Origin of the sequence: Lacticaseibacillus pantheris DSM 15945 = JCM 12539 = NBRC 106106 (assembly GCF_001311175.1) — a bacterium.
In the GTDB taxonomy this organism is placed as follows: Bacteria; Bacillota; Bacilli; order Lactobacillales; family Lactobacillaceae; genus Lacticaseibacillus; species Lacticaseibacillus pantheris.
The window spans coordinates 52,640-72,577 of sequence record NZ_BBAI01000004.1 but is presented as its reverse complement, the minus strand read 5'-3'; the positions used below and the strand labels follow the sequence as shown (position 1 = coordinate 72,577).

Annotated in this window: 17 protein-coding genes and 2 pseudogenes; 3 read left to right on the top strand and 16 right to left on the bottom strand. The window is 43.4% G+C overall.

The features are described 5' to 3' along the window. On the top strand, positions 1–1,101 hold the full coding sequence (locus tag JCM12539_RS02705; RefSeq protein ID WP_054649057.1) for an SIS domain-containing protein: 1,101 nt from the start codon (positions 1–3) through the stop codon (positions 1,099–1,101). A gap of 121 nt (positions 1,102–1,222) precedes the next feature. On the opposite strand, the gene JCM12539_RS02700 is transcribed toward JCM12539_RS02705, so the two are convergent. From JCM12539_RS02700 to JCM12539_RS02670, 7 genes and pseudogenes are all read right to left on the bottom strand, one after another. Further along, a complete protein-coding gene (locus tag JCM12539_RS02700; protein ID WP_054649055.1) occupies positions 1,223–1,612 on the bottom strand; it encodes a tautomerase family protein in 390 nt (129 codons plus the stop codon). A 363-nt stretch (positions 1,613–1,975) separates the two neighbouring features. Then, positions 1,976–2,446, bottom strand: coding sequence for a DUF6198 family protein (locus tag JCM12539_RS02695; protein WP_500778461.1), 471 nt, complete (start codon positions 2,444–2,446; stop codon positions 1,976–1,978). A 219-nt stretch (positions 2,447–2,665) separates the two neighbouring features. Beyond that, positions 2,666–4,068, bottom strand: a pseudogene (locus JCM12539_RS02690) (glycoside hydrolase family 1 protein). A 30-nt stretch (positions 4,069–4,098) separates the two neighbouring features. Beyond that, entirely contained in the window at positions 4,099–4,395 is a 297-nt protein-coding gene (locus JCM12539_RS02685; protein ID WP_054649051.1) for a PTS sugar transporter subunit IIA, read from the bottom strand. A gap of 53 nt (positions 4,396–4,448) precedes the next feature. Then, a complete protein-coding gene (locus JCM12539_RS02680) occupies positions 4,449–5,852 on the bottom strand; it encodes a glycoside hydrolase family 1 protein (RefSeq protein WP_054649049.1) in 1,404 nt (467 codons plus the stop codon). An 18-nt stretch (positions 5,853–5,870) separates the two neighbouring features. Beyond that, positions 5,871–7,102, bottom strand: a pseudogene (locus JCM12539_RS02675) (PTS sugar transporter subunit IIC). A 15-nt stretch (positions 7,103–7,117) separates the two neighbouring features. Further along, the gene (locus tag JCM12539_RS02670) at positions 7,118–7,438 is read right to left on the bottom strand and encodes a PTS sugar transporter subunit IIB (RefSeq protein ID WP_054649047.1); all 321 of its coding nucleotides are present in this window, start codon (positions 7,436–7,438) and stop codon (positions 7,118–7,120) included. 261 nt (positions 7,439–7,699) lie between these two features. Between JCM12539_RS02670 and JCM12539_RS15045 the strand changes: the two genes are divergently transcribed. Then, complete coding sequence (locus JCM12539_RS15045; protein WP_054649045.1) at positions 7,700–7,882, top strand: helix-turn-helix domain-containing protein; 183 nt, start codon at positions 7,700–7,702, stop codon at positions 7,880–7,882. Positions 7,883–7,984: 102 nt separating this feature from the next. After that, a complete protein-coding gene (locus tag JCM12539_RS02660; RefSeq protein WP_054649043.1) occupies positions 7,985–9,595 on the top strand; it encodes a BglG family transcription antiterminator in 1,611 nt (536 codons plus the stop codon). Between the two features lie 670 nt (positions 9,596–10,265). On the opposite strand, the gene JCM12539_RS02655 is transcribed toward JCM12539_RS02660, so the two are convergent. The 9 genes from JCM12539_RS02655 to JCM12539_RS13805 form a co-directional block, all read right to left on the bottom strand. After that, on the bottom strand, positions 10,266–10,562 hold the full coding sequence (locus tag JCM12539_RS02655; RefSeq protein ID WP_054649041.1) for a hypothetical protein: 297 nt from the start codon (positions 10,560–10,562) through the stop codon (positions 10,266–10,268). Continuing rightward, positions 10,552–11,718, bottom strand: a complete 1,167-nt coding sequence (locus JCM12539_RS02650) for a S8 family serine peptidase (RefSeq protein ID WP_225350210.1) — start codon at positions 11,716–11,718, stop codon at positions 10,552–10,554. The genes JCM12539_RS02655 and JCM12539_RS02650 overlap by 11 nt, the downstream gene beginning before the upstream one ends. Further along, a complete protein-coding gene (locus JCM12539_RS02645) occupies positions 11,654–12,250 on the bottom strand; it encodes a S8/S53 family peptidase (protein WP_054649037.1) in 597 nt (198 codons plus the stop codon). The genes JCM12539_RS02650 and JCM12539_RS02645 overlap by 65 nt, the downstream gene beginning before the upstream one ends. Before the next feature lie 82 nt (positions 12,251–12,332). Then, a complete protein-coding gene (locus tag JCM12539_RS02640; protein ID WP_156302012.1) occupies positions 12,333–12,791 on the bottom strand; it encodes a hypothetical protein in 459 nt (152 codons plus the stop codon). Beyond that, positions 12,775–13,662, bottom strand: coding sequence for an AAA family ATPase (locus JCM12539_RS02635; protein WP_054649033.1), 888 nt, complete (start codon positions 13,660–13,662; stop codon positions 12,775–12,777). The genes JCM12539_RS02640 and JCM12539_RS02635 overlap by 17 nt, the downstream gene beginning before the upstream one ends. A gap of 871 nt (positions 13,663–14,533) precedes the next feature. After that, positions 14,534–14,818 (bottom strand): hypothetical protein, encoded by a 285-nt coding sequence (locus JCM12539_RS15040; protein ID WP_369396045.1) that lies wholly within the window; start codon positions 14,816–14,818, stop codon positions 14,534–14,536. Next, positions 14,796–15,251 (bottom strand): N-6 DNA methylase, encoded by a 456-nt coding sequence (locus JCM12539_RS15035; protein WP_369396044.1) that lies wholly within the window; start codon positions 15,249–15,251, stop codon positions 14,796–14,798. The genes JCM12539_RS15040 and JCM12539_RS15035 overlap by 23 nt, the downstream gene beginning before the upstream one ends. After that, positions 15,251–18,715: an Eco57I restriction-modification methylase domain-containing protein gene (locus JCM12539_RS02625; RefSeq protein ID WP_263849726.1), complete on the bottom strand. Its 3,465-nt coding sequence runs from the start codon at positions 18,713–18,715 to the stop codon at positions 15,251–15,253. Before JCM12539_RS02625 ends, JCM12539_RS15035 begins: the two co-directional genes overlap by 1 nt. A 7-nt stretch (positions 18,716–18,722) precedes the next feature. Continuing rightward, entirely contained in the window at positions 18,723–19,652 is a 930-nt protein-coding gene (locus JCM12539_RS13805; RefSeq protein ID WP_225350200.1) for a hypothetical protein, read from the bottom strand. Positions 19,653–19,938 lie beyond the last annotated feature (286 nt).

The window sequence follows — 19,938 nt, the reverse complement described above, 5'->3', positions numbered from 1 at the left end:
ATGACTCCAACTATGTATACGTATATTAACCAGGAACACTCAGCACTCACAAAAATACTAGATAATTACCCCACACAGGTTGACGCCGCGCTCAAGGACATCAAATTGGATGCACAGAACTGGCTAGTGCTAGCCACAGGATCCAGTATTAACGCATCCCGTAGCGCCAAACTCTACATGGAAAACATCGCCAATATTCACGTGCAGATTGAGGAACCCTTCAACTACACAATGTACGAATCGGTCAGTCGCAATACCGATCTGGTATTAGGTGTATCCCAAAGCGGCCAAAGCACCGCCACTATTGATGCAATTGAAAAGGTGTCGCGTCAACGCTCCGTTAACCGTATCGCGGTCACGAGCCGTCCCGATACAGAACTACCCGCGGCGTGTGACACTACTTTGGACATACTCACGGGCAAAGAACGGGTGGGCTACGTCACGATGGGCTTTAACGCAACAGTTTTGTCGTTAATGTTGCTTGCACTGCGTTTTGCCAAGCAGTCCGGTACCATCGACTCAACACAAGAAAAGGCCGAACTGAACGAGTTCGCCAATGTTATCGGCCGTATCCCCGACGTTATCAAAAACAGCGAAGAGTTCTATGCCCAACATAAGCAGAACATGCTGACCCCGCGGCAATACACGGCTATTGGCTATGGGGCAACAGTAGGCACCGCAATGGAATTTCAAACAAAATTTGTGGAAGTAGTACGGTATCCTGCGGGCGGCCATGACCTAGAGGCCTTCATGCACGGTCCCTACCTAGGCATCCACAAAGATGATGTGCAATTCTATTTGGTCACCAACGCTCAGCAGGTAGTTCTAGAAAAGATGGCCGCACTACGTAACTACGAGGCCAATTACATCGACAACATCTTCACCATCAACCTTGGCAGGAATCAGGATACCGGTCGTCATAATTCGCTAAATCTAGGAGCCGTGGACGACCCATTTAAGGCCCCTATCCTAGCCGTCACTCCCATTCAACTATTTGCCTGGTTGATTACCAATGATCATGGCGTTGATCTTGGTCATCAAATATTTACGGACTTCTCGGAGGTTGTTCATAACAAGACGACTGTGCAGGATTATGTTTGATGCTTTCTTCAGTTACAAAGACCGCCCGGACAAACTTTAATGTCCGGGCGGTTTTACTATCCATACACAATTTTGCGCGTGGCTAGGTTTTATGCGTTTTATCTTCCATGTTTTATGGTCACTACAAGTCGCCAGTAAGGAACTGTGCCTTCCCGTAGCCAAAACTCCAGTCCTCATCCGCATTAACGGTCAGGTTGATGACCACATCGCTCGTCGCGATACCTAACTGCTCATGCAGCGCGCTCACCAGCTGGTTGTAGAACGCCTGCTTCTGCTCGGTAGTCCGCGGCCGCGTCGTGAGGCTGAAAATCAGGACATCTTTAGTCCGTTCAATGCCCAGCCCGGTATCCAAAATCTGCATCTCGTAGGGTTCATGCTGCGTAACGACCTGGTACCGATCGCCCTCGGGTGCGTTAAAGGCGTCAAGCATCACGCGGTACGAGATATCCAGAATGTCGCGAATTTCCTGCTCAGTGCGGCCCTTGAGCATATCAATTTTCATTAATGGCATGTGTGTGACCTCCAATATTTTTGTTAACCCTAGCTATCGACTCTAACTGGCGAGTGCTGACCCCGTCACCCGGTTCTAATAACCCTTTTTGGTACTGAATATTACTTAACGGTAACTTTATCATAAACTTCTTCGAACGATTTGTGACCTAGTGGCCCACGTACTTTTACATCCAGTGTGGCTAGCACTAATGGACGTGGACAATGACATGCTACTAACTGTTCACCTAACAAACACAGTGTTAGGTGAACAGTGTGTTTGTTAGGTGAGCTACCCGCATAACCACCCGCCAAATCAAAATGACAAAGCACATTCAAAGGTCGCAATTAGGTGCCTAGCTACTAAATATTTATACTCGTGCTTTTACATCTGATTAACACTAAATTTGGCGGTAAATTTTTGAAAAGTTGCAATTAGTGGGCCTTGTGTACAGGCGGTAATAACAGTCCCTATTCCGATAACCCCACCCAGTCTCCAGCCCACAATACACATTGATATATCAAAAACATATCTGATCATGGGATACGAAACTTTCAGTCGTTTTGTCATACGCATTATAACCACATCCAGTGAAAATGGTCCCAATCCACATGAAATCAACAGCCCAAATGCAAGTGAGCATGCGCATTGTCCAACCAAAACAATGATCATTCTGACGATAACGTTAGTGCTTACCGCGGTAACAAGGGGAATCAAACCTTCAAACTGATAAATTGTCATACTGACTAAAAACGGATTAATGACGGTTGCCATCCCAATTTTGTGAATGTTTACGGCCGCCGCCGCACTTAACAAAATGCAACTTACGAGAAAGACCGTCATCGCAAAGTTGATCCCAAAAACCGGCTCAGTCCCTGCTCAAGGATTGTTAAGGGATCCGAGCCTAAATTTGCCGCGACAATCAGACTAACACCCAACCCTGTAAAGTATGCAGCCGCCACGACTTCAAATATCCTTCCAATCAGCTTCATTACGTACACCTCACGCTATAAAAAGAGTGACAATCAGTATCGATTGCCACTCAATGCAAAACACCATTGACGCTGTATTAATTTACAGATTAGCCCCTCTGGCATCAATTACACCCTTATACCAAGTGCCCGAATCCTTCTGATAAAGTTTACCGTCGCCTTCACCAAAATCGTTGTAGTCTACGTACACGAACCCATAACGCTTGCTCATCTCTGCCGTCCCGGCGCTGATAATATCGAACGGGCCCCAGGAACAGTAAGCAAAGATGTCTGCACCATCATCAATCGCATCCCGAAGCGCCTTGAGATGATCGGCCGTATAGCTAATCCGATAATCATCATGAACCTTTTTATCATCCGTCAAAACGTCGTTGAATCCAAAACCATTTTCGCCAATCATCATTGGCACACGATAACGATCCCAGTACTTAGACATGCATACGTACAGTCCGCTCGGGTTGACGCCCCAGCCCACTCGTTGGCCTTAATATACTTATTTGAAGTCGTTGTACCAGGATCCATCGTGTCTTTAGTGGCATCAACCACGCTTGAGTAGTAGTAACTAATGCAAAGAAAGTCAGATGTATTCGCCTTAATAACCTCTAATTCTCCGGGACGAATATCCAGCTTAATACCCTCATCGGCGAAGAAGTTCAGCGCGTACTGGGGGTATTCACCCAGAATAGGGACGTCACCAAAGAAGTACTGCATCCGGTCCCGCTTGTAGCTAAGCAGGACGTCTTCTGGCGATGGCGTGTTTGGTTCCGTGTGCGAATCCGCCAGCATGACTCCCATCTGCAAGTTACTATCAATTTTATGTGCATACTCGGTGACCTCGGCTGACGCAACAAATTGATGATGAACGGCCTGAAATTTGGTCTGCGTATAGTTTGCTACTTTGTCCTCGAGGATACCTAGTGATGCAAATGCTTCGAAGTGAATCAAATTAATCTGGTTAATAACAATCCAGTACTTCACTTGCTCGTGGAAGTTGTCCAACAGTACTTTGGAATACTTAACAAACAAATCAATCAATTCGTGATTAGCCCAACCGCCGTACTTCGTGACCAGGTTGAGTGGTAGTTCATAGTGATTAATTGTGATAATTGGTTCAATGCCCTTTTCGTGCATGTAGGTAAATAAGTCACGATAAAACTGTAACCCCTTTTCGTTCGGTTCCGCCTCATCCCCATTAGGAAAAATACGTGTCCATGCAATGGACAAACGCAACGTTTGAAAGTCCATATTCGCTAAGGAGTCAATGTACTCCTTATACCGAGCGTAGAAGTGTACCCCGTTGCGTTTTGGGTAGTAATAATCACCATTGACGTAGTCTTCAAACGTCTTTGAATCCATGTTATTGAAATGCAGTTCCGTCTTAGGAACGTTGGGTAAATACGGCTGGATATCCGCAGTACTTAAACCTTTCCCATCAACATCGAATGCACCCTCTGCTTGATTAGCCGCGATGGCCCCACCAAACATAAAACTTTTAGGAAATGTCTTGTTCATTAGCTACTCCTTCTTGGCAAGCATTAACTTCAATACATCAATCAACTTGTTAGTGGTCAGCAATTCAGAAGTAATGGTCATCAATGTATCTTGCGCATGGGCAAACAGTGGTGAGTACTCGTACTCAACGCCCTGTGCTTCGCCCTGAATGACACTAGTCTGCGAATTATGGGCCAAAACCATCTCCTTATCCGCTTCGTCCATCTTCTGGGCAGCACCGTCGAAATCCTGTTGCTTTGCTAACTTAAATGCATCGTCGGCAATATTGCGAGCATTCCCCGCATGTAGAATAATTTCCATCGAAACTGGTATTAACTCTTCAGCTTTTTTTTCTGTTTTCCCATCATCGTCACCTACTTCAAATTTTCGCCATTACTATTAATAACCTCTTGGTACCAATAGAACGAGTCCTTCTTGATCCGGGCCAAATTCTTCAAATCATCATCAGTCCGGTCCACATAGACAAAGCCATACCGCTTTTGGTACCCATTGCTGGTACTCAACAAATCAATATACGACCAGGGGTTATATGAAATGACCGGAACACCTCGTCCGATTGCACGCCCAATGGCAGCGATGTGGTCAGACATATAGTCAATGCGGTATTGATCGTGCACCTTCCCATCAACCAGCTCATCATGAGCGCCAATACCGTTTTCGGTAATCATCAAGGGTTTATTGTACCGGGAATACAAATCTTCAAGCGCATACTCAAGACCTGATGGGTCAATTGCCCAATCCCAGTCAGTCGTATCAAGGTTAGGATTCCGACAAATTTCGTAATAGCCTGGTTGGGTCTCGTAGCCCGAAATATCGCCCTTCTTACCACTCAGGTTAACCCCTGACCAACGGCGCTTGGCTCCAGTCTCTGGCCACTTAGCCGCATCACTGTTGTAGTAGTTAATGGCCAAGAAATCGGAGATACCCGCCTTCATGATGGCCTCATCACCTAATTCCATGCGTGGTGCAAGGTTATTATCCTGTAGATATTTAAGTGCTGATTCATTGTAGAAGCCCTTGAAGTAAACGTCCGTGTAGAACAAGTTGCGCAGGTTATTGGCATTTTGCGCGGCCAACGCGTCCTTCGGTTCTGAGGTCAATGCGTAAATGGGCGAGTAGCCCAACGCTGCACCGGCCATGGCGTCAGGAAAGTACTTGTGGACCAAAATAACCGAATACGCCTGGGCCAAGTTCATATGGTGATTAATTTGATACTTAATTTGCTCATCATTTACATAACGGTCAGGAATGTGGTTCTTTTGCTTCCAATACTGAACAATAATGCTCTGCTCATTAATGGTGAGCCAGTACTTGATTTTTGAACCGTATTCGCGAATCACAAAATCCGCATAGTGAACATAATCGTCAACACTTTGCCGCCCAATCCACCCATCGTATTTTTCTACCAGTGCTTCGGGCATGTCATAGTGATACAAAGTCGGAATCGGTTCAATACCGTTAACTACCAGCTCATCAATCAGATTGTGGTAGAACTCTACCCCTTTGGGATTGGGCTCCCCAACCCCCTCGGGAAAAATGCGGGACCACGCGATAGAAAAGCGATATGATTTTAGTCCCAGTTTCTTCATCAACTGCACGTCTTCCTTGTAGCGATGGTAATGATCACTGGCCACTGAGGCATCGGCAAAACCCGTCTTGCCCTTATTCACCACATCCTGTTGGGACAGGCCCTTACCATCTTCTAACGCAGCGCCCTCAACCTGGTACGCACTGGTAGAAGCACCCCACAAAAAAATTCTTTGGAAATACTGCCATTATTCTTCTGCCTCCTTAACCAGTAATTCGTGATCGTACACCTTCAAGAATGGGTACCATGTAGCCATATACAGCGCGAACAGCACAACGTACCAAATAACTGCCCGCCAGTCTTCCGTGATCATAATCGACGAGAACGGTGCCGGAATCTGGCCAACCTGAATCATCTTGGCAGGAATGTTCAGTAGGCCAAGACGCATAACCGTCCACACAATTAGTGGGCCTGTAATCGAATTAATCCACATCGGAATCATCAAAATTGGGTTCATAACAACTGGGCCAGAGAACATCAGGGCTCATTGATGTTGAAGATTGACGGGGCAATACAGATACGTCCAATCGCCTTCAAACGCCGAGATTTAGCAAACAGCATGAGGATGTTCAGGGTCAAAGTTGCTCCCATCCCGCCCATCGTAATCAGCGCAGAAGTAAACATTACTTCACTAGTAGAAATATTTGTTGCAGCCCCACCAGCGGCCACCGCAGCAATGTTCGCCGAGATTCCGGCCATAAAGATAGGTGTTGATACCGCGTTGAACGCCCAAGAAGAAATACCCATCGTGTACAACAATGACGGAATAAGACTAATGAGGATGAACCCGGGCAAGGTCTGTCCAAACGACTGTAGCGGGCTAAAGAGCCATGCAACCAGGTTAAATAAGTCAACGTTGCCAATAAACACGATGGTTGTAAAGATTGCAACACTGATGAGAATTGGAATGATGGTATTAATCCACCCGACCACAAAGTCCGGAATACTGGAATCTTCAAGGATGTGCAATTTACTCCATAAATGGAAAACCAATGCGACAGCAATTCCCGTTAACATCCCAATAAGTAGGCCGGTAGCACCAAACCGACCAAACTCAACGGTCATCAGCCCCTTTGCATTAATTTTAGGGTTAATGTTGATGATGAAGACCGCTACTGAAGTCAGTCCCGCCATCTGTAAATACTGCGGATGCTTCAGATTTTCCATAGCTTCACTGGCAATCAAGTAAGAAACAATGATGCCCAGCATGCCAAACGTAAAATTGCTAATGTTTGTGAGGTCGGGTAGTACAGGTACATATGACCGGATAACGTTATAAAGGAAAATCATCGATCCAGCAAGAATGAACGGAATGATTTTCTGCATTGAATCCGCGATGGCAGCAATCCATGGACGAGAAATAAATTTCTTCATCGCCGGGGCCGCCTTAACGGAAAGCCAATTGACTAGCTTATTCATAGTATGTGTCCCCCATTACTGAGCTAACAGGCTGTCGTTGATGAAACCAACGAGCCCCCTACCATCGAGCGTGCCGTAAATCTCTTCAGGAATGACGTCAACCGGCACGTTGAATTTGGACGCTGCCTCCCGAAAAGCAGGTAGCTTCTGTGCGTAGTGCGGGCCAATTAACAGCCCATCAATAGAGGATAGAAAGGACGTTGCTTCCGTTTCACTGCGAGCCTCAATTTTATAATCTTGCCCCAGTTTCTTAGCCGCTTTGCGAGCACTCGTTGCTAAAAAGCCACTCGACATACCCATTCCGCAGACAAGGAGAATACGCTTCTGTTCTGCCATAATAATTGCCTCCAATAGTGTGTTTGAATTACCCATAGTTCAAAAATGTTTGATCAAGTAAGCTTACTTTATGCCTAAACTATATTCGCAACTTCGATTACGCTCGACTCGATTTTTGCCGGCGCTGCGGAAACAGTGATTGCCTTACTAGCGGAAAAGTTAATTTCCCCGCCATAGGCAAACTATGAGTTGACCAGCCTTGCCATAACCCTAATCATTAAGTGTGGGTTAGTGGTTATTACGTAGAAACGGAGAAGAATCATGAAACAAAAACTGGTTTTGCTTATTCGCTTACTAATGAAGACGGATGGCGCGCTGACAAGCCGTCAAATCGCAACCGAACTTAACATATCGACCCGCACAGTCCGCAACTATGTCCACGAAATTAACGGCCTCAGTCCCTCGAAAATCATCGATTCTTCTGATCAGGCTACCAGGTACTAGACCGACTTGCAGCCACTGAGTTACTACGTATCAGCAATGAGGTCGGGGACCACATTCCACAGAACGATGAAGAACGGTATGCCTACATAGTAAAAAAAGCTGTTGCGTTCAGCAACAGCAGACATCTTTGATTTAGCAAACGAACTATACGTTTCCTACCAAACGTTAAGAAGAACCATTCAATATAGTAACCAACAACTAGCCAAGTGGTCGCTTACAATAGTTTCCAATAAGGACCGTCTATCCATAACCGGCGCCGAAAGTAGTAAGCGGCAATTATTTAGCCATTTAATCTACCGCGAAAACACGGGCAACTTACTGAGCGTGCGTTACCTAGAGGAAGCATTTGGCAAAAGAAGAACCAGCGTACTGCAATATGCCGTTGACGAGATGATTAACAAATACAATCTCAACGTTAACGAATTCGCCTACAATAACTTACTACTACACCTACTGATTTTGATTGCCCGATTATCATCAGGCAATACGGTATCGTCATCCAGTGAAACTAAGCGGAGCTTAATGTCAGACTATACTGAATTCTTCATTACCTCGATCGAGCATGAACTAGATATATCAATCAGTAATTCTGAAGCCACGGAGATTGAAGTGCTGATTAAATCAAACGCAAACATTCCGCACGACGATACGGATACAACCAAAGTAGATGAAGAACTACGCAGCAACATTCTGACAATTGCAAAGTTGGTGCGGAGTCTGTACATGGTTGACCTCAGCTCAAATAACTTTGTTGAACCCTTCACCATTCACGTGCACAACCTGGTTTACCGCATCCAGCATGAGCACTCTATTCGCAACCCTATCAGACCCAACATCCGGAACAATTTCCCACTGATATTCGATATCGCAACCTATGTAGCTTTTCAGATTGGCGAGTTGTGGAACATTCATATTCCGGAGGACGAAACTGCCTTTATTGCCCTGCACATTGGGGCAGAAATCGAGCGGCAAAAGCATACACCGCAGAAACTACGGGCGATCCTAATTGCACCCAACTACCTAAACCTTGCAAATCGCGTTCATGATTTTCTAAGGGTTAATTTTTCGCGCGATATTACCATCATTCAAACAGTCGAAAAGGTCTCGCCAGACTACGACACATCCCCATACGACGTCGTCTTCACCTCGTTCACAAATGACTCGACGCACTATTCACCAAAATATAGCATCGAGCTCGACCCGTTCAATCTCGATAACCAAAAATCAGAAATTCAGGACAAAATCGACCGTGCGTTCATGCACAAAAAGAAAAATGACGTGCGCAATCAGTTCTTCACCTTCTTTGAACCTAAGCTGTTCTGGCATCTATCCGGGCACACAACAAAAGATGAAGTCCTCAAACCAGCAATAGATGAAATGCGCAAACAGCAGGTTGTGAACGATAACTTTTACGACGAAATTTTGGAACGAGAATCGATGGGCTCGACGTCATTCAAGAATATTGCGATCCCACACCCGATGAGCTTTAACTCGCCCAAAACAAAAGTAGCCGTCATTCTCAACGAAGACGGCATTACCTGGGATGGTGCTGAAGTAAATATGGTGTACATCATTTCAATATCGGAAAAATATAAGGACGAGTTTCGGAGCATATACGAGAATCTCATGGACTTTCTGTCGGATGATCAGAAGTTTAAGTCTATTTTGGAATCCCGGGATTTGAACTCGTTTTATGAGCGGCTGTTGTCGTAACGGAATAATGTGGAAATATCCGTCGTAAATTGTAGGACATCTTACATTCAAAACTGCGCTTGTCAGGGACTGTGTTCGCAGGAAATTATTCGAATACGCTAATACCTCGAACCAACACTTTCGTCGGTCGGTCGCCTTTAGTCTGATCAACCAGATGAGGAAACTGGAACAAAAGCGGCGTAATCTACTAGGCAATCAGCTATAACAAGCCCGCCAGAACTCGTTGCAGTACCAATCAGGTATCGATCATGTCATTAAAGAAACCAGATAGATCAGCCTATTAAAACATTGAATAAGTATAATACACAAGTAGTTGATGAAATATATGTGTACTAAAATGGCTTCCTTGAAGGTATTAACAGCACCACGAAGAAGATTAATAATACAGCATACAGTTAAACTAGCGTGAATAATTTCATCAATCGTAAATTCCTGGAACGGGTTTGATTCATAGTTCAGTTCAGTAAGGCGGAAAAACAATAAAGATCCATCAACTCTACTTGACGAAAAAAAACCTTTTCCCAATACGGTTGGTCATTGGATGCTTACACTAGAACAATGAATATATCAGAATAAAACCAGCCGATTTGACACCAGTAGGATACTAGACCATGCCCGCAAGTTAACTGGTCAATATTTACTTCAACTATGGGAGGGCAGTTCAGTTTCCCTATTTTGCCGGTTTCAGCTTAATCTTCATCGTCCCGGACCCACCTACATTAATCACCCACGCCTTGACGTCCGATGAAAATGAAATTCCTAGTTCAATTTGTTCAATTGTCCACCCATCGATTGGATTGTCAGCCAACGAACCCACAAAATTTCGAAGAGATTCCTTCAAGTCGCGCATCATTTCTGAAGTAAATTCCACTCCTGCCTCACCAACGGATGATGGCATGTATAATTCGCCAACAGCTGAATTATCATTCTCCCCGGAAATTGGTTGAATGTATATTTTACTCGTCATTTTCGTCCTCCTCATATAGTTTACCTTCATGATTAACAGCAATAAAGTTTTCAATATTGAATCGGTTAGTAGCTTCAATTTCGCTGTACAAATCGACATTATTTCCACTAATATCTTCAACAGAAATTAGGACAACGTAATCAATCTCATCGTCATCAGGAATGCTTGGCCGTGAATAATATTCAAGGGTGAGTTCCCAATCACCTGATTGATAGGCATTGAAATCCTCTGAAAAATGATGAATATTTGTCCATTTTTGCCGTCCCTGTTTAGCTGATGGGTTACGAGTTTGAGCATTTCCTTTTGAATTTACACTATGAAAACTAGTATCGACATATCCATCAAGATAGTCCTTACCATTAATTCTTCTTGCACTTGGAAAATCAACAACCGTTACTGCAACGCGTAAGCTTGCCACTCCTCGTTTTCGAATGCTCTCCAATACCTTTGGCACTAAGAATTTAACAGTTAACACTTGCTTTCGTTTCAAAGTACCATATCGAATGTAGGTTGCGTTGTCATTGTCGGATGATAGGACTCGTTCAATATTTGTTTCTCCAAATCCAATTTGCGAATTAAATGGCATGGTGTCGGCTTCGCTTCCACGGTGATACATTAGCGCTTTAGCTTCAAATGAAGCGGTTCGGTTTCGATCTTTATAAAGTTGTGCTTTAGCAAAAGTGTTAAGGCAATACGCTTGAACTATAGCTAAGTCAGCTGCCGCTAATGGCGAGCTGAAACTCGTCCCCGAGTCACGTGTGAGAAATCCCTCACGATCAGTTACCTGGACAAACTCTCCTCCGTTCTCGTTGTTCAGAGGTAAATTACCACCAGGATAAACTAACCCAGGCTTCATGGACTCATTGAATCCGGTGCCCACACGGCTGAAGGTCGATAGGTCTCCGCTTTGCGATATTGATCCCACGCTGGTTATTAACAGCCCATCAGCCGGGGCACTAATCCTTGCCCCCGAATCTGATATCACATCACTCATGGATTGATACCGATTACGAAGCTTGTGATTTCCTGTTGGTGTCACAAAGTTGACTCCATATTCATAGATCAAGCTATCTAACTCGGCTCCGAGCAGACTAACACTTTTTTTGTGTAAAAGGCACCTCGGCGTTATAAGCAAATAAAAAGGTTGCACATTCATCATGAAGGTCCTTCACAACTTGCCTAATCTTCTTAACTAAGTCTGTTGCTGAGTTACGTTCTGACATTATTGGAACATCAATTACCTGAACTTTAGGAGTAAACGCCCCTAACTTTGCCTGCTTCTCAAGATCTTCACCAAAAATGCAACGAGATGCTACACGAGTGCCGTGATTAGCCTCACCGGAAATTTCCTCCAGTTGATTAGGTAGCCGATACACATACTTTACGGCCGCCTGGAGATCTCCAGGCAGCTTAATACCGTCATCGATTATCGCAACAGTAGGCAACTTTTCAATATCAATATCGTCATTTAGCTTTGCGTTAGCGAGAGATCCAGCTTTATCTACCAGTGTTGCTTCACCAACAAAATAGTCGTTCGGTTCGATTGCAAGCACAAAGTTCTCATTAGCTAATTCTGCTAGTGCGCTAGACGGAATAATCATATGTGCAGATAAGGTATCATCACTCAGCTCTGCGGTTTCAATTTCAGGTTGTTCAGGAAACTTGTCCTTTAGCTGATCAAGCAACATCTGTAACTGCTCCTGATTATGAAAATCCCACACTCCCGCAATGATAACGTTTATATCAATATTTTTAGAAGAAGACGCAGCGTTAGCTAATGATGTGTCTATTTTTTTCGGCTGGTGAAAACGGGGAAATATTCTGCACATAATCCCAAACCGCTCGTTCTCTTTCGGACTTCCCATAATCGTTAATCTGCCGAGCCAGTCGCCTAACATTACTCTCAGTACTCGAAACGATTGCCTCTGACTCTCCCAGTATGGCACGCACCGTTAGCCCCTGATCTGTAAAAATTGCTTCATAGCGCCCCCGCTGCTCTATCTTTTCTCCCTCGTCCAATTGAAGCTTAAATATTGTTTCGGCATTTGGAATCGTAAACATTGACTTATTGCTAGATGCAATTACTGCATGAAATTCCCGCCCCAAGTTATCCGAATGTTCTTCGTAATTGAAGTTCTCCTTTGGCTTAGGTATTAATCGATGCTTCGCTCTCCTTTCGAATGTGTCCTGGTCTGAAATCTGAAAATGAGGTTTATTCTTTTTCATCATTACCACCTACCCTCTTCAATCGGTCTGACAAAGTCGTTCTTGGCACATCGAGAGCCTCCGATAAATCAGTTATTGAGATGCTCTTATCATTTACCCACTTCGCAAGTGCCTGGTCATTAATCGTTTGCCTCATACTAAGCTCTTCAATGTAGTACTTAGATAACCGCAATTCTTTTTCATATCCTGAAACCTCTGCTATTGCGAAATTCATCATAAACGACCTTAAATCCGCGTAACTAAGACCGTCAGTGATTTTGGCAGTCCGAATTACTTCCTTTTTCTCAATTGATATTTTATGCTCTAATGAAAATTCCTGCATATATCGTACTCGCTGCCTAATATCAGGCTTTGGGAGCTCAATAACGGTTGAAAACCTTCTCAACACTGCAGAATCAAGTTTTTCAGGAAAGTTTGTAGCAGCAACCAATAATGAGTCTGAACTAAGGTTATCCATCTCTTGCAGCAGGACATTAACAACTCTTCTCATCTCCCCAAGATCATTCCCTTGATCGCGGCTCGCACCTATCGCATCAAATTCATCTAAAAATAACATTTCCGAGGAGACGGATTTAAAAATGTTATGTATTTGTTTACCCGTACCTCCTAATGCAGCGTCAATGATGGAAGCAATACTATGAAAATCCATATTGAGATCTAAATCAAGAGATATTTGCTTTGCGAGGCTTGTTTTCCCACCCCCAGGTGCTCCTACAAGCAATACTCTGTTCATCGCTTGTAGGCCTCGTTCTTCAAGATCCTTACGATGGAGAAACTGATTTTCAAGAATCTCAACCTTTTTCCTAATATTCACAGGTAAAAGCAATTTATCAGTTTCAGATTTAATACGTGTTTTTTTCAATAGTGGCACCATGCCGCCGTCTCCACTCATCGCGAGCCGATGTCTGTTGGAGAGTTCCTGCAGGTGAAGAATCAGACTTCACAGATGAGGTACATAAGAACCCTCACGATAACCTCTTCTCACTTGTTCAAAAACCACTTCATAAGGTAATCCTCTCTCAGTCGTTTTATGCTCAGAACCAAAAAAATTCATTTAGTTGTTTTATGAAGTCATCATCATCTTGCTTAAAATACGCATTGAACAGCCGCAGGAGGCTTTGTTTCGTCGATATACTTACTTTTGCCAATTTTCGTCACTCCCCGTCATTTTAGGCAATTGTACTCGATTATTGCCCTTAAATCAACGCTTCAAGTTACAGCGTTTTCGTCTCCTGCCGTCATTTAAAAACATGTGAGCTATTTCAATCCCAAAAGCATTCTAAAAATGTAGTGATTTCGCTGTGACGTCACTCGCGGCGGGCTGGCGAAATCCGCTAGCTAACCGCCTTACAACCAAGCACATAACTCGGGCAAATACTATCAGGATGTCCAAATACTTGGAATAGCGCCTAGCAGAATAACAGTTTTAAAAGGAAGCTATGCTATAAGCATTGTCACTTCGCACCTACATCTAACGTCTGTCAGACGCGTTATGTTCAAGCTACGAACAAAAAAAACCGCTAGGGTGGCGGCAATCAACTGGTACAGCTATAAATACCCTAAAGAAAAAAATGAACGGCATGAACCCGATGAAAGACCAGAATCACGCCGTAACAGAAATCACATAAATTTTTATTTATTTGCCTTGTCTGCGTGCCGTGGACCAGCACCCACACAGTTAACTACAACGGTTTTCCAAGTCCATAATTTGGGGAATGGGCAATATTATCGAATTATTCACCCAATTAACTCTTAACTTCCTCCATCTCTTCCTTATAAATATCAACCAATTTGCACGACTTGAACCGTCTCTTTGGCCCTTCATCAACCTCATCATCAAAGCCAAATAGATTCAGCTGCTCCACCTTTCCACTTGGTGTCGAACCATCCAATGGCTCTCCACCATTTATAATGGAGTCCAGTGTGTATTCTGTTCGTTGTACCTTTTGCACACCATTTATAACCGGTAACAGCTTCCATTCACTAAAGATTATTGGGCTTCCATCTCTAGTAGTTTTTTTTAATTGCATCCCCCTGCTGCATATTTGCAGCAATGATTGTCATGGCACTACTATTCACCTTGCGGCTCCCCTCACCATTCCATTTGCGAATAGCTTGGAAATAATACTGACTAAAAATATGGTACATCCGCATAACTAGAACTTCGACATTGTCCTCTAAAAGCTCAATACCATAAAGTGATGAAAGAACAATTTCCGCATTTGCTTCATACGACTTTAGGTCCGTGCTTAGCCTATTTGCCAGACTCAACTTTCTTCTCAACAGCTCAGTTAAAAACGCGCCTTCTCCGGCAGCCGGTTCCATAAATGTGGTCGATAAATCATTCAAGGATTCGACTAGCTCCGGCTGATCAAGCATTTGCTTTACAATTCGTTTAGGGGTAAAAACCTCACCATGTGCCTTAACTCGTTCATTTGATTTTATGAGGTTTTCGTCAACCATTAGTTCATCTCCTCTACATGGGTATTAATAAACTGGACCTCATCGTCGCTTAATTCATATTTCACGAATAATTGATTGTCTATATCCCTAATGGAAGTTTTCCAGTCAATATCAGAGTCCTGCGTAAAATTCTGTACAGGAATTTCGCGATACGTGGATATTGGTCCGTTCTGTGTAACCTTCCATATCCCCAACATGGTTCTAGCAAACTTGGTTTTCAGATATTTTTCAGCTGATTCTGCTTCGAACCTAGTATCGAATGCTCCAATACTAATAAACGTTTCAGTATGTCCAACGCCAGGCTCGGCAATGTACATATCGCTTAAGGGCTCGCCAAATTCACCACTACCAATAGCACTTGCCAAAAAGACATTGTACTTATCTAACCCAGGCCTGTCAGTTACATAGTCCCGCCGAATCCATTCTTCAATTCTCGTGTCTTTTGGCTTTCCAAGTATGCGAATATACTGATTCCCATCATCAGGTTTATTATGATAAAACACTTCAGGAAGCAGCTTCATTATATTCGATGACATATCATATTTATGACCAGCACTTAACCGTTCAATAGCGTCCGGAAAATCCTGATGTAGCTTGTCAGTTAATCTGTAGATAGTTCGAGAGAAACCGATACTATTCAAAGTATCAGTTCGTTTAGACCGCACCTTATCCAGAATGGGACGTAACTCGTCGAACTGTGTAAATGTGCCAATTTTACCAAATTCTTTTGTAGTATCGCGTAAAGTTATTGCGACTCCGCCTTTAATATCAGTTTTGGGAAAAATATTTCCGCTATGCTTTTCGAACATAACCACTCGTAAATGCGAATCATTTAACATCTTCTCATTCCAGATCGAGGAAGTATCCCCCGCATTAAATAGAAACCGAGCAGGCGTAATCATTATTGATTTTTCTGAAAGTTGATACGACAGTTCCATGAAATACTGATAAATTGACTTCTTGCTTTTGCTATCACCACGTTCCGACTCTTGGTACGGTGGGTTACCAATAACCACATCAAATTTCATTTGATTAACAATCCTTTCTTTGAATGCATCAAGCACATACTGAACCGTTTCATCATTTGAATTTTTGGCCTTCTCAACAATACCATCAACATATACAACGTTTGTGCCGAACTCATGATATCCGCACAAAGTTCGGTTTGTTATGCGTTTAGCCATCGGAGTTTTAGCAATAGCAAAAATGTTTTTAGCCAGAATATTTCGCCATATTTCGTCTTCATCCTTGGCAGTAAATTTGCCACCAGTACGTTCGCTCAGCCGTGCCTGTTCTTGATAGTACAACGATGTGGCTGCATATAGCGGATAAAGTCCAGTCTTAGAATTGATTTCAAGTATTCGGGTGTCAGGTTTAAAAATATCTTTTGTCATTTCAGTATCAACCCAGTGCGTAGCATTATCACCATCTATTGAGGTGTAATTATACGTAGTATCAAAATAGGAATACCCCCCGACTGTCTTTCCTAACTGCATATTCACAACACGCCATGGAGTGAGTACAGTTTCTTTATCTGGGTTCTTAAAGGTTCCGAATAGCTCACCAATATCTGCAGTACGCCTCAAAGGCTCCATGTGGTCCATTCGCTTAACTCGCTGGCGAATAATGCGACCAGCCTCAATGAAAATATTCGCATCATAATACTTGGAGAACTTCTTGAACTTTGCCTTATCGACACCTTTTGGCATGAATTCTGCCCATGATTCAGCATCAACTTTGTCAACAAATGTTTGGATATCAATATCCCTCTCAATTGGAATATCCATTCCATAAATCATCATCGGGATACGAATGGAAATGGACCGTAAGACTGAAATCATCGTCTTACGTTGTTTCTTGAGAGCACGTTCTTTTTCCAGAAGTTCCTTTTCCTCAGTAGTTAAATCTTTCTTATGCTTTTTCTTTGCTTTTTCGGCATCGTTATACTCCCTATCGGTAAGTCCTTGATGGTTAACGTCAATTGTATTGGGTTTCTTTTGGGCTTTGGTCGTACCAATTTCTGCCTTGAGGTCGTTAAAGTCTTTAAGGTCGGCCTCATCCATTTTCAACAATTCGTCGTTATACAGCGAATCATCATCGAACCCGGTACGAACCGCCTTCTCAGCATAAACTTTCTTCAACTGAGTCATCAAACTATCAACATTATACGGCGCCATGCCTTGATTCTGTTCACCAATAATTGGAAGAAAATTGAGCAGCTCACCCATTTTCTCTTTTTGATCGTCTGTTTGCAGTTTACCAGCACCAGTATCCAATTGAGACGAAGCAGCCATAACATTCAAAGCACGATCAGGCGCAAAATCAAAGATATAGCAGTCCGTCTTCATCCCCATCTCCTTATCGGCGTATGGCGTCTGGGCCCGAAATGCTGCCTGTAGATATTGCATTGCACTGTTAGTATTGGACAGGAACATAACGGCAGTCCACTGGGGAATATTAACCCCGGTTGTCAATTTACGCACAGTCAAGGTAATGGTCTTAGTTTTCGACGGGTGCTTGGTGATAGCGTCGCGAACGCGATTTAAGTCTCCCTCACTAGCACCATCTTCTTTACCGTCATCAACCACGTTAACGATGGTATATTCCATACCAAATACAGGGTGCTTTTCCATCAGTGCCTTTAGTGCCTTAGCCGCAGCAATTGATGGCAACAACCACAAAGTATGTCTCAATTCATTTCTAAATTTCTCGGTTGAGTACGGGAAGTTAGTATTTTTAGATGGTGACGTAATATTGTTCAAAAATTGGTTAACTTTTGTTTCGTATACAAAGCGGCCATTATCATCCACCTTGAAAAATTCGTGGAAATCGAACGACTTTTGGTCAAAGTCAAGGAACCGACTATCCTGAAAGCTATTTTTCATTTCAAACGTGAACATAGAGACCTTCGGCAATACAGCGTAAGGATTTACTTCATCGGGGTTATCAACATTCCAATGTGCTTTGGCTTGTTGTTCCATCGTGTAATCCCATGTGAAAATCTGCTCAGGTTCGTACCCGTCAATCAAATTGAACGGAGTCCCCGAAAGCTCAAGGACACGAGTCGCATCCTTAACCACACCTTTAATCACGGCCTGCGCTAAATCTGTCTGTGTTCCTTCGTGGGCTTCATCAATAATCACTAGATTCCAATCAATTTTTGCAATAAGCTCATTCTTGTCGCCGGCCTTGCCCCCAGCCCATTCAGAGCCACGCAAATCTTGCATACTAGCGAAGTAAAGAAATCTGCCACCATCATCGACTAATTGTTCCAAAGAAGCGTCATGCTTTTGTTTTGAACCATATCGGTATCCAGGCATCCCTAACTTATCGAAATCCTTAAACCAGCTATCACGAACAACGGGGCGGTGTGTCATGATAAGAACACGACTGTATTGCTGGTTCTTGATTAGCTGAAGGGCGCTAAGGGTCTTGCCAAAACGCATTTTGGCATTCCAAAGCATTTTCTTTTCACCATTTTTTTTTCGTCTTGAAGACCTTTTCTGTCCTGTCGATAGCAATTTGTTGTTCAGGACGTAGCTTGATCTTTGGTCCAACAACAGTCGGCGCATTTATAAATGATTTTCCCTCACGAACCGCCGCAATGGCATTCTTAACAGTATCAACATCCGTAACGTACCACTCACGAGCGGACCCTTCGACCAGCTTAGGGTCCCTCTTGATATTTGAGTTATCGAGAACTTCATGGACTGCGTGGTCGTCAAACCATTCACCATGCCCATTGACCTCCCGATAGGCAGCCTCAACCCATTCGATATTTGGTTTAACTCCCATCGTTCCAGCGTACGACTTGATACGTTTTAGCGCTGCACTATGTAGAAATTGGCTGTTCGGTGTAGTATCAACAATTTCACCATGATAGGTGGCTTTACCAACTTTTTGACGTCCAGCGTACTGTGGCCACTGCACAAGATCATCCGCCGTAAATGAATAAACTAATGTCTTAGCCGATGTAGTGTATAAAACGGGTTCCTTGAAGCTAGGAACGCTTTGTCGGAACCCACAGTAAGAGTACACAAACCAATACATTAGTTTGTGAAGGTTAAGTAGTGTCTCACATGCGTCATCCTTTGAAACTTGAGCATTAACGTCATGTAAAACAGTGTTGCCTTTACGGCGAATATCATCCAATATGTCCATTACGTCCTGCGTAACATAACCATTTTTGCGAATTAAGGAAAGCGCCTCGAAAAAGCTTCCTGAAAAATCATGATTACGTTTCTTCAGAACGTATCGAGCCACACCCTCGGGTACATTACGCACAATTCCGGGCACCTGCTGGTACTTTTGATTTGCGTACATAAGCTCAGCCGTTTCAAGTGGCCCAACAAATTGTTCAGCATCCTTAATTCCTTTTAAGAATTCAAAATTACTACTCATGGAAAAACCCCCGTATACGAACCAACCCGTGTAAATACTAACGTTAATTGTACACTACAAATCATAATCGCATACATAGCGATTTGTCACAGAATAAGTGCAACATTTTTCCTTGCTCTCCTTCATAAGGAGGCTTTCGTCCCAGAAAATTTAAAGAGGGATTTTAACAGCTTATCAAGATAATTATATTCCAAGAAGTACTATCAACGCTTCTGCTCATCCATCCTCTGACTACAATCCATGACGCGATACATATCGGTAAAGTTACCACTATTCCCCGAAAAAA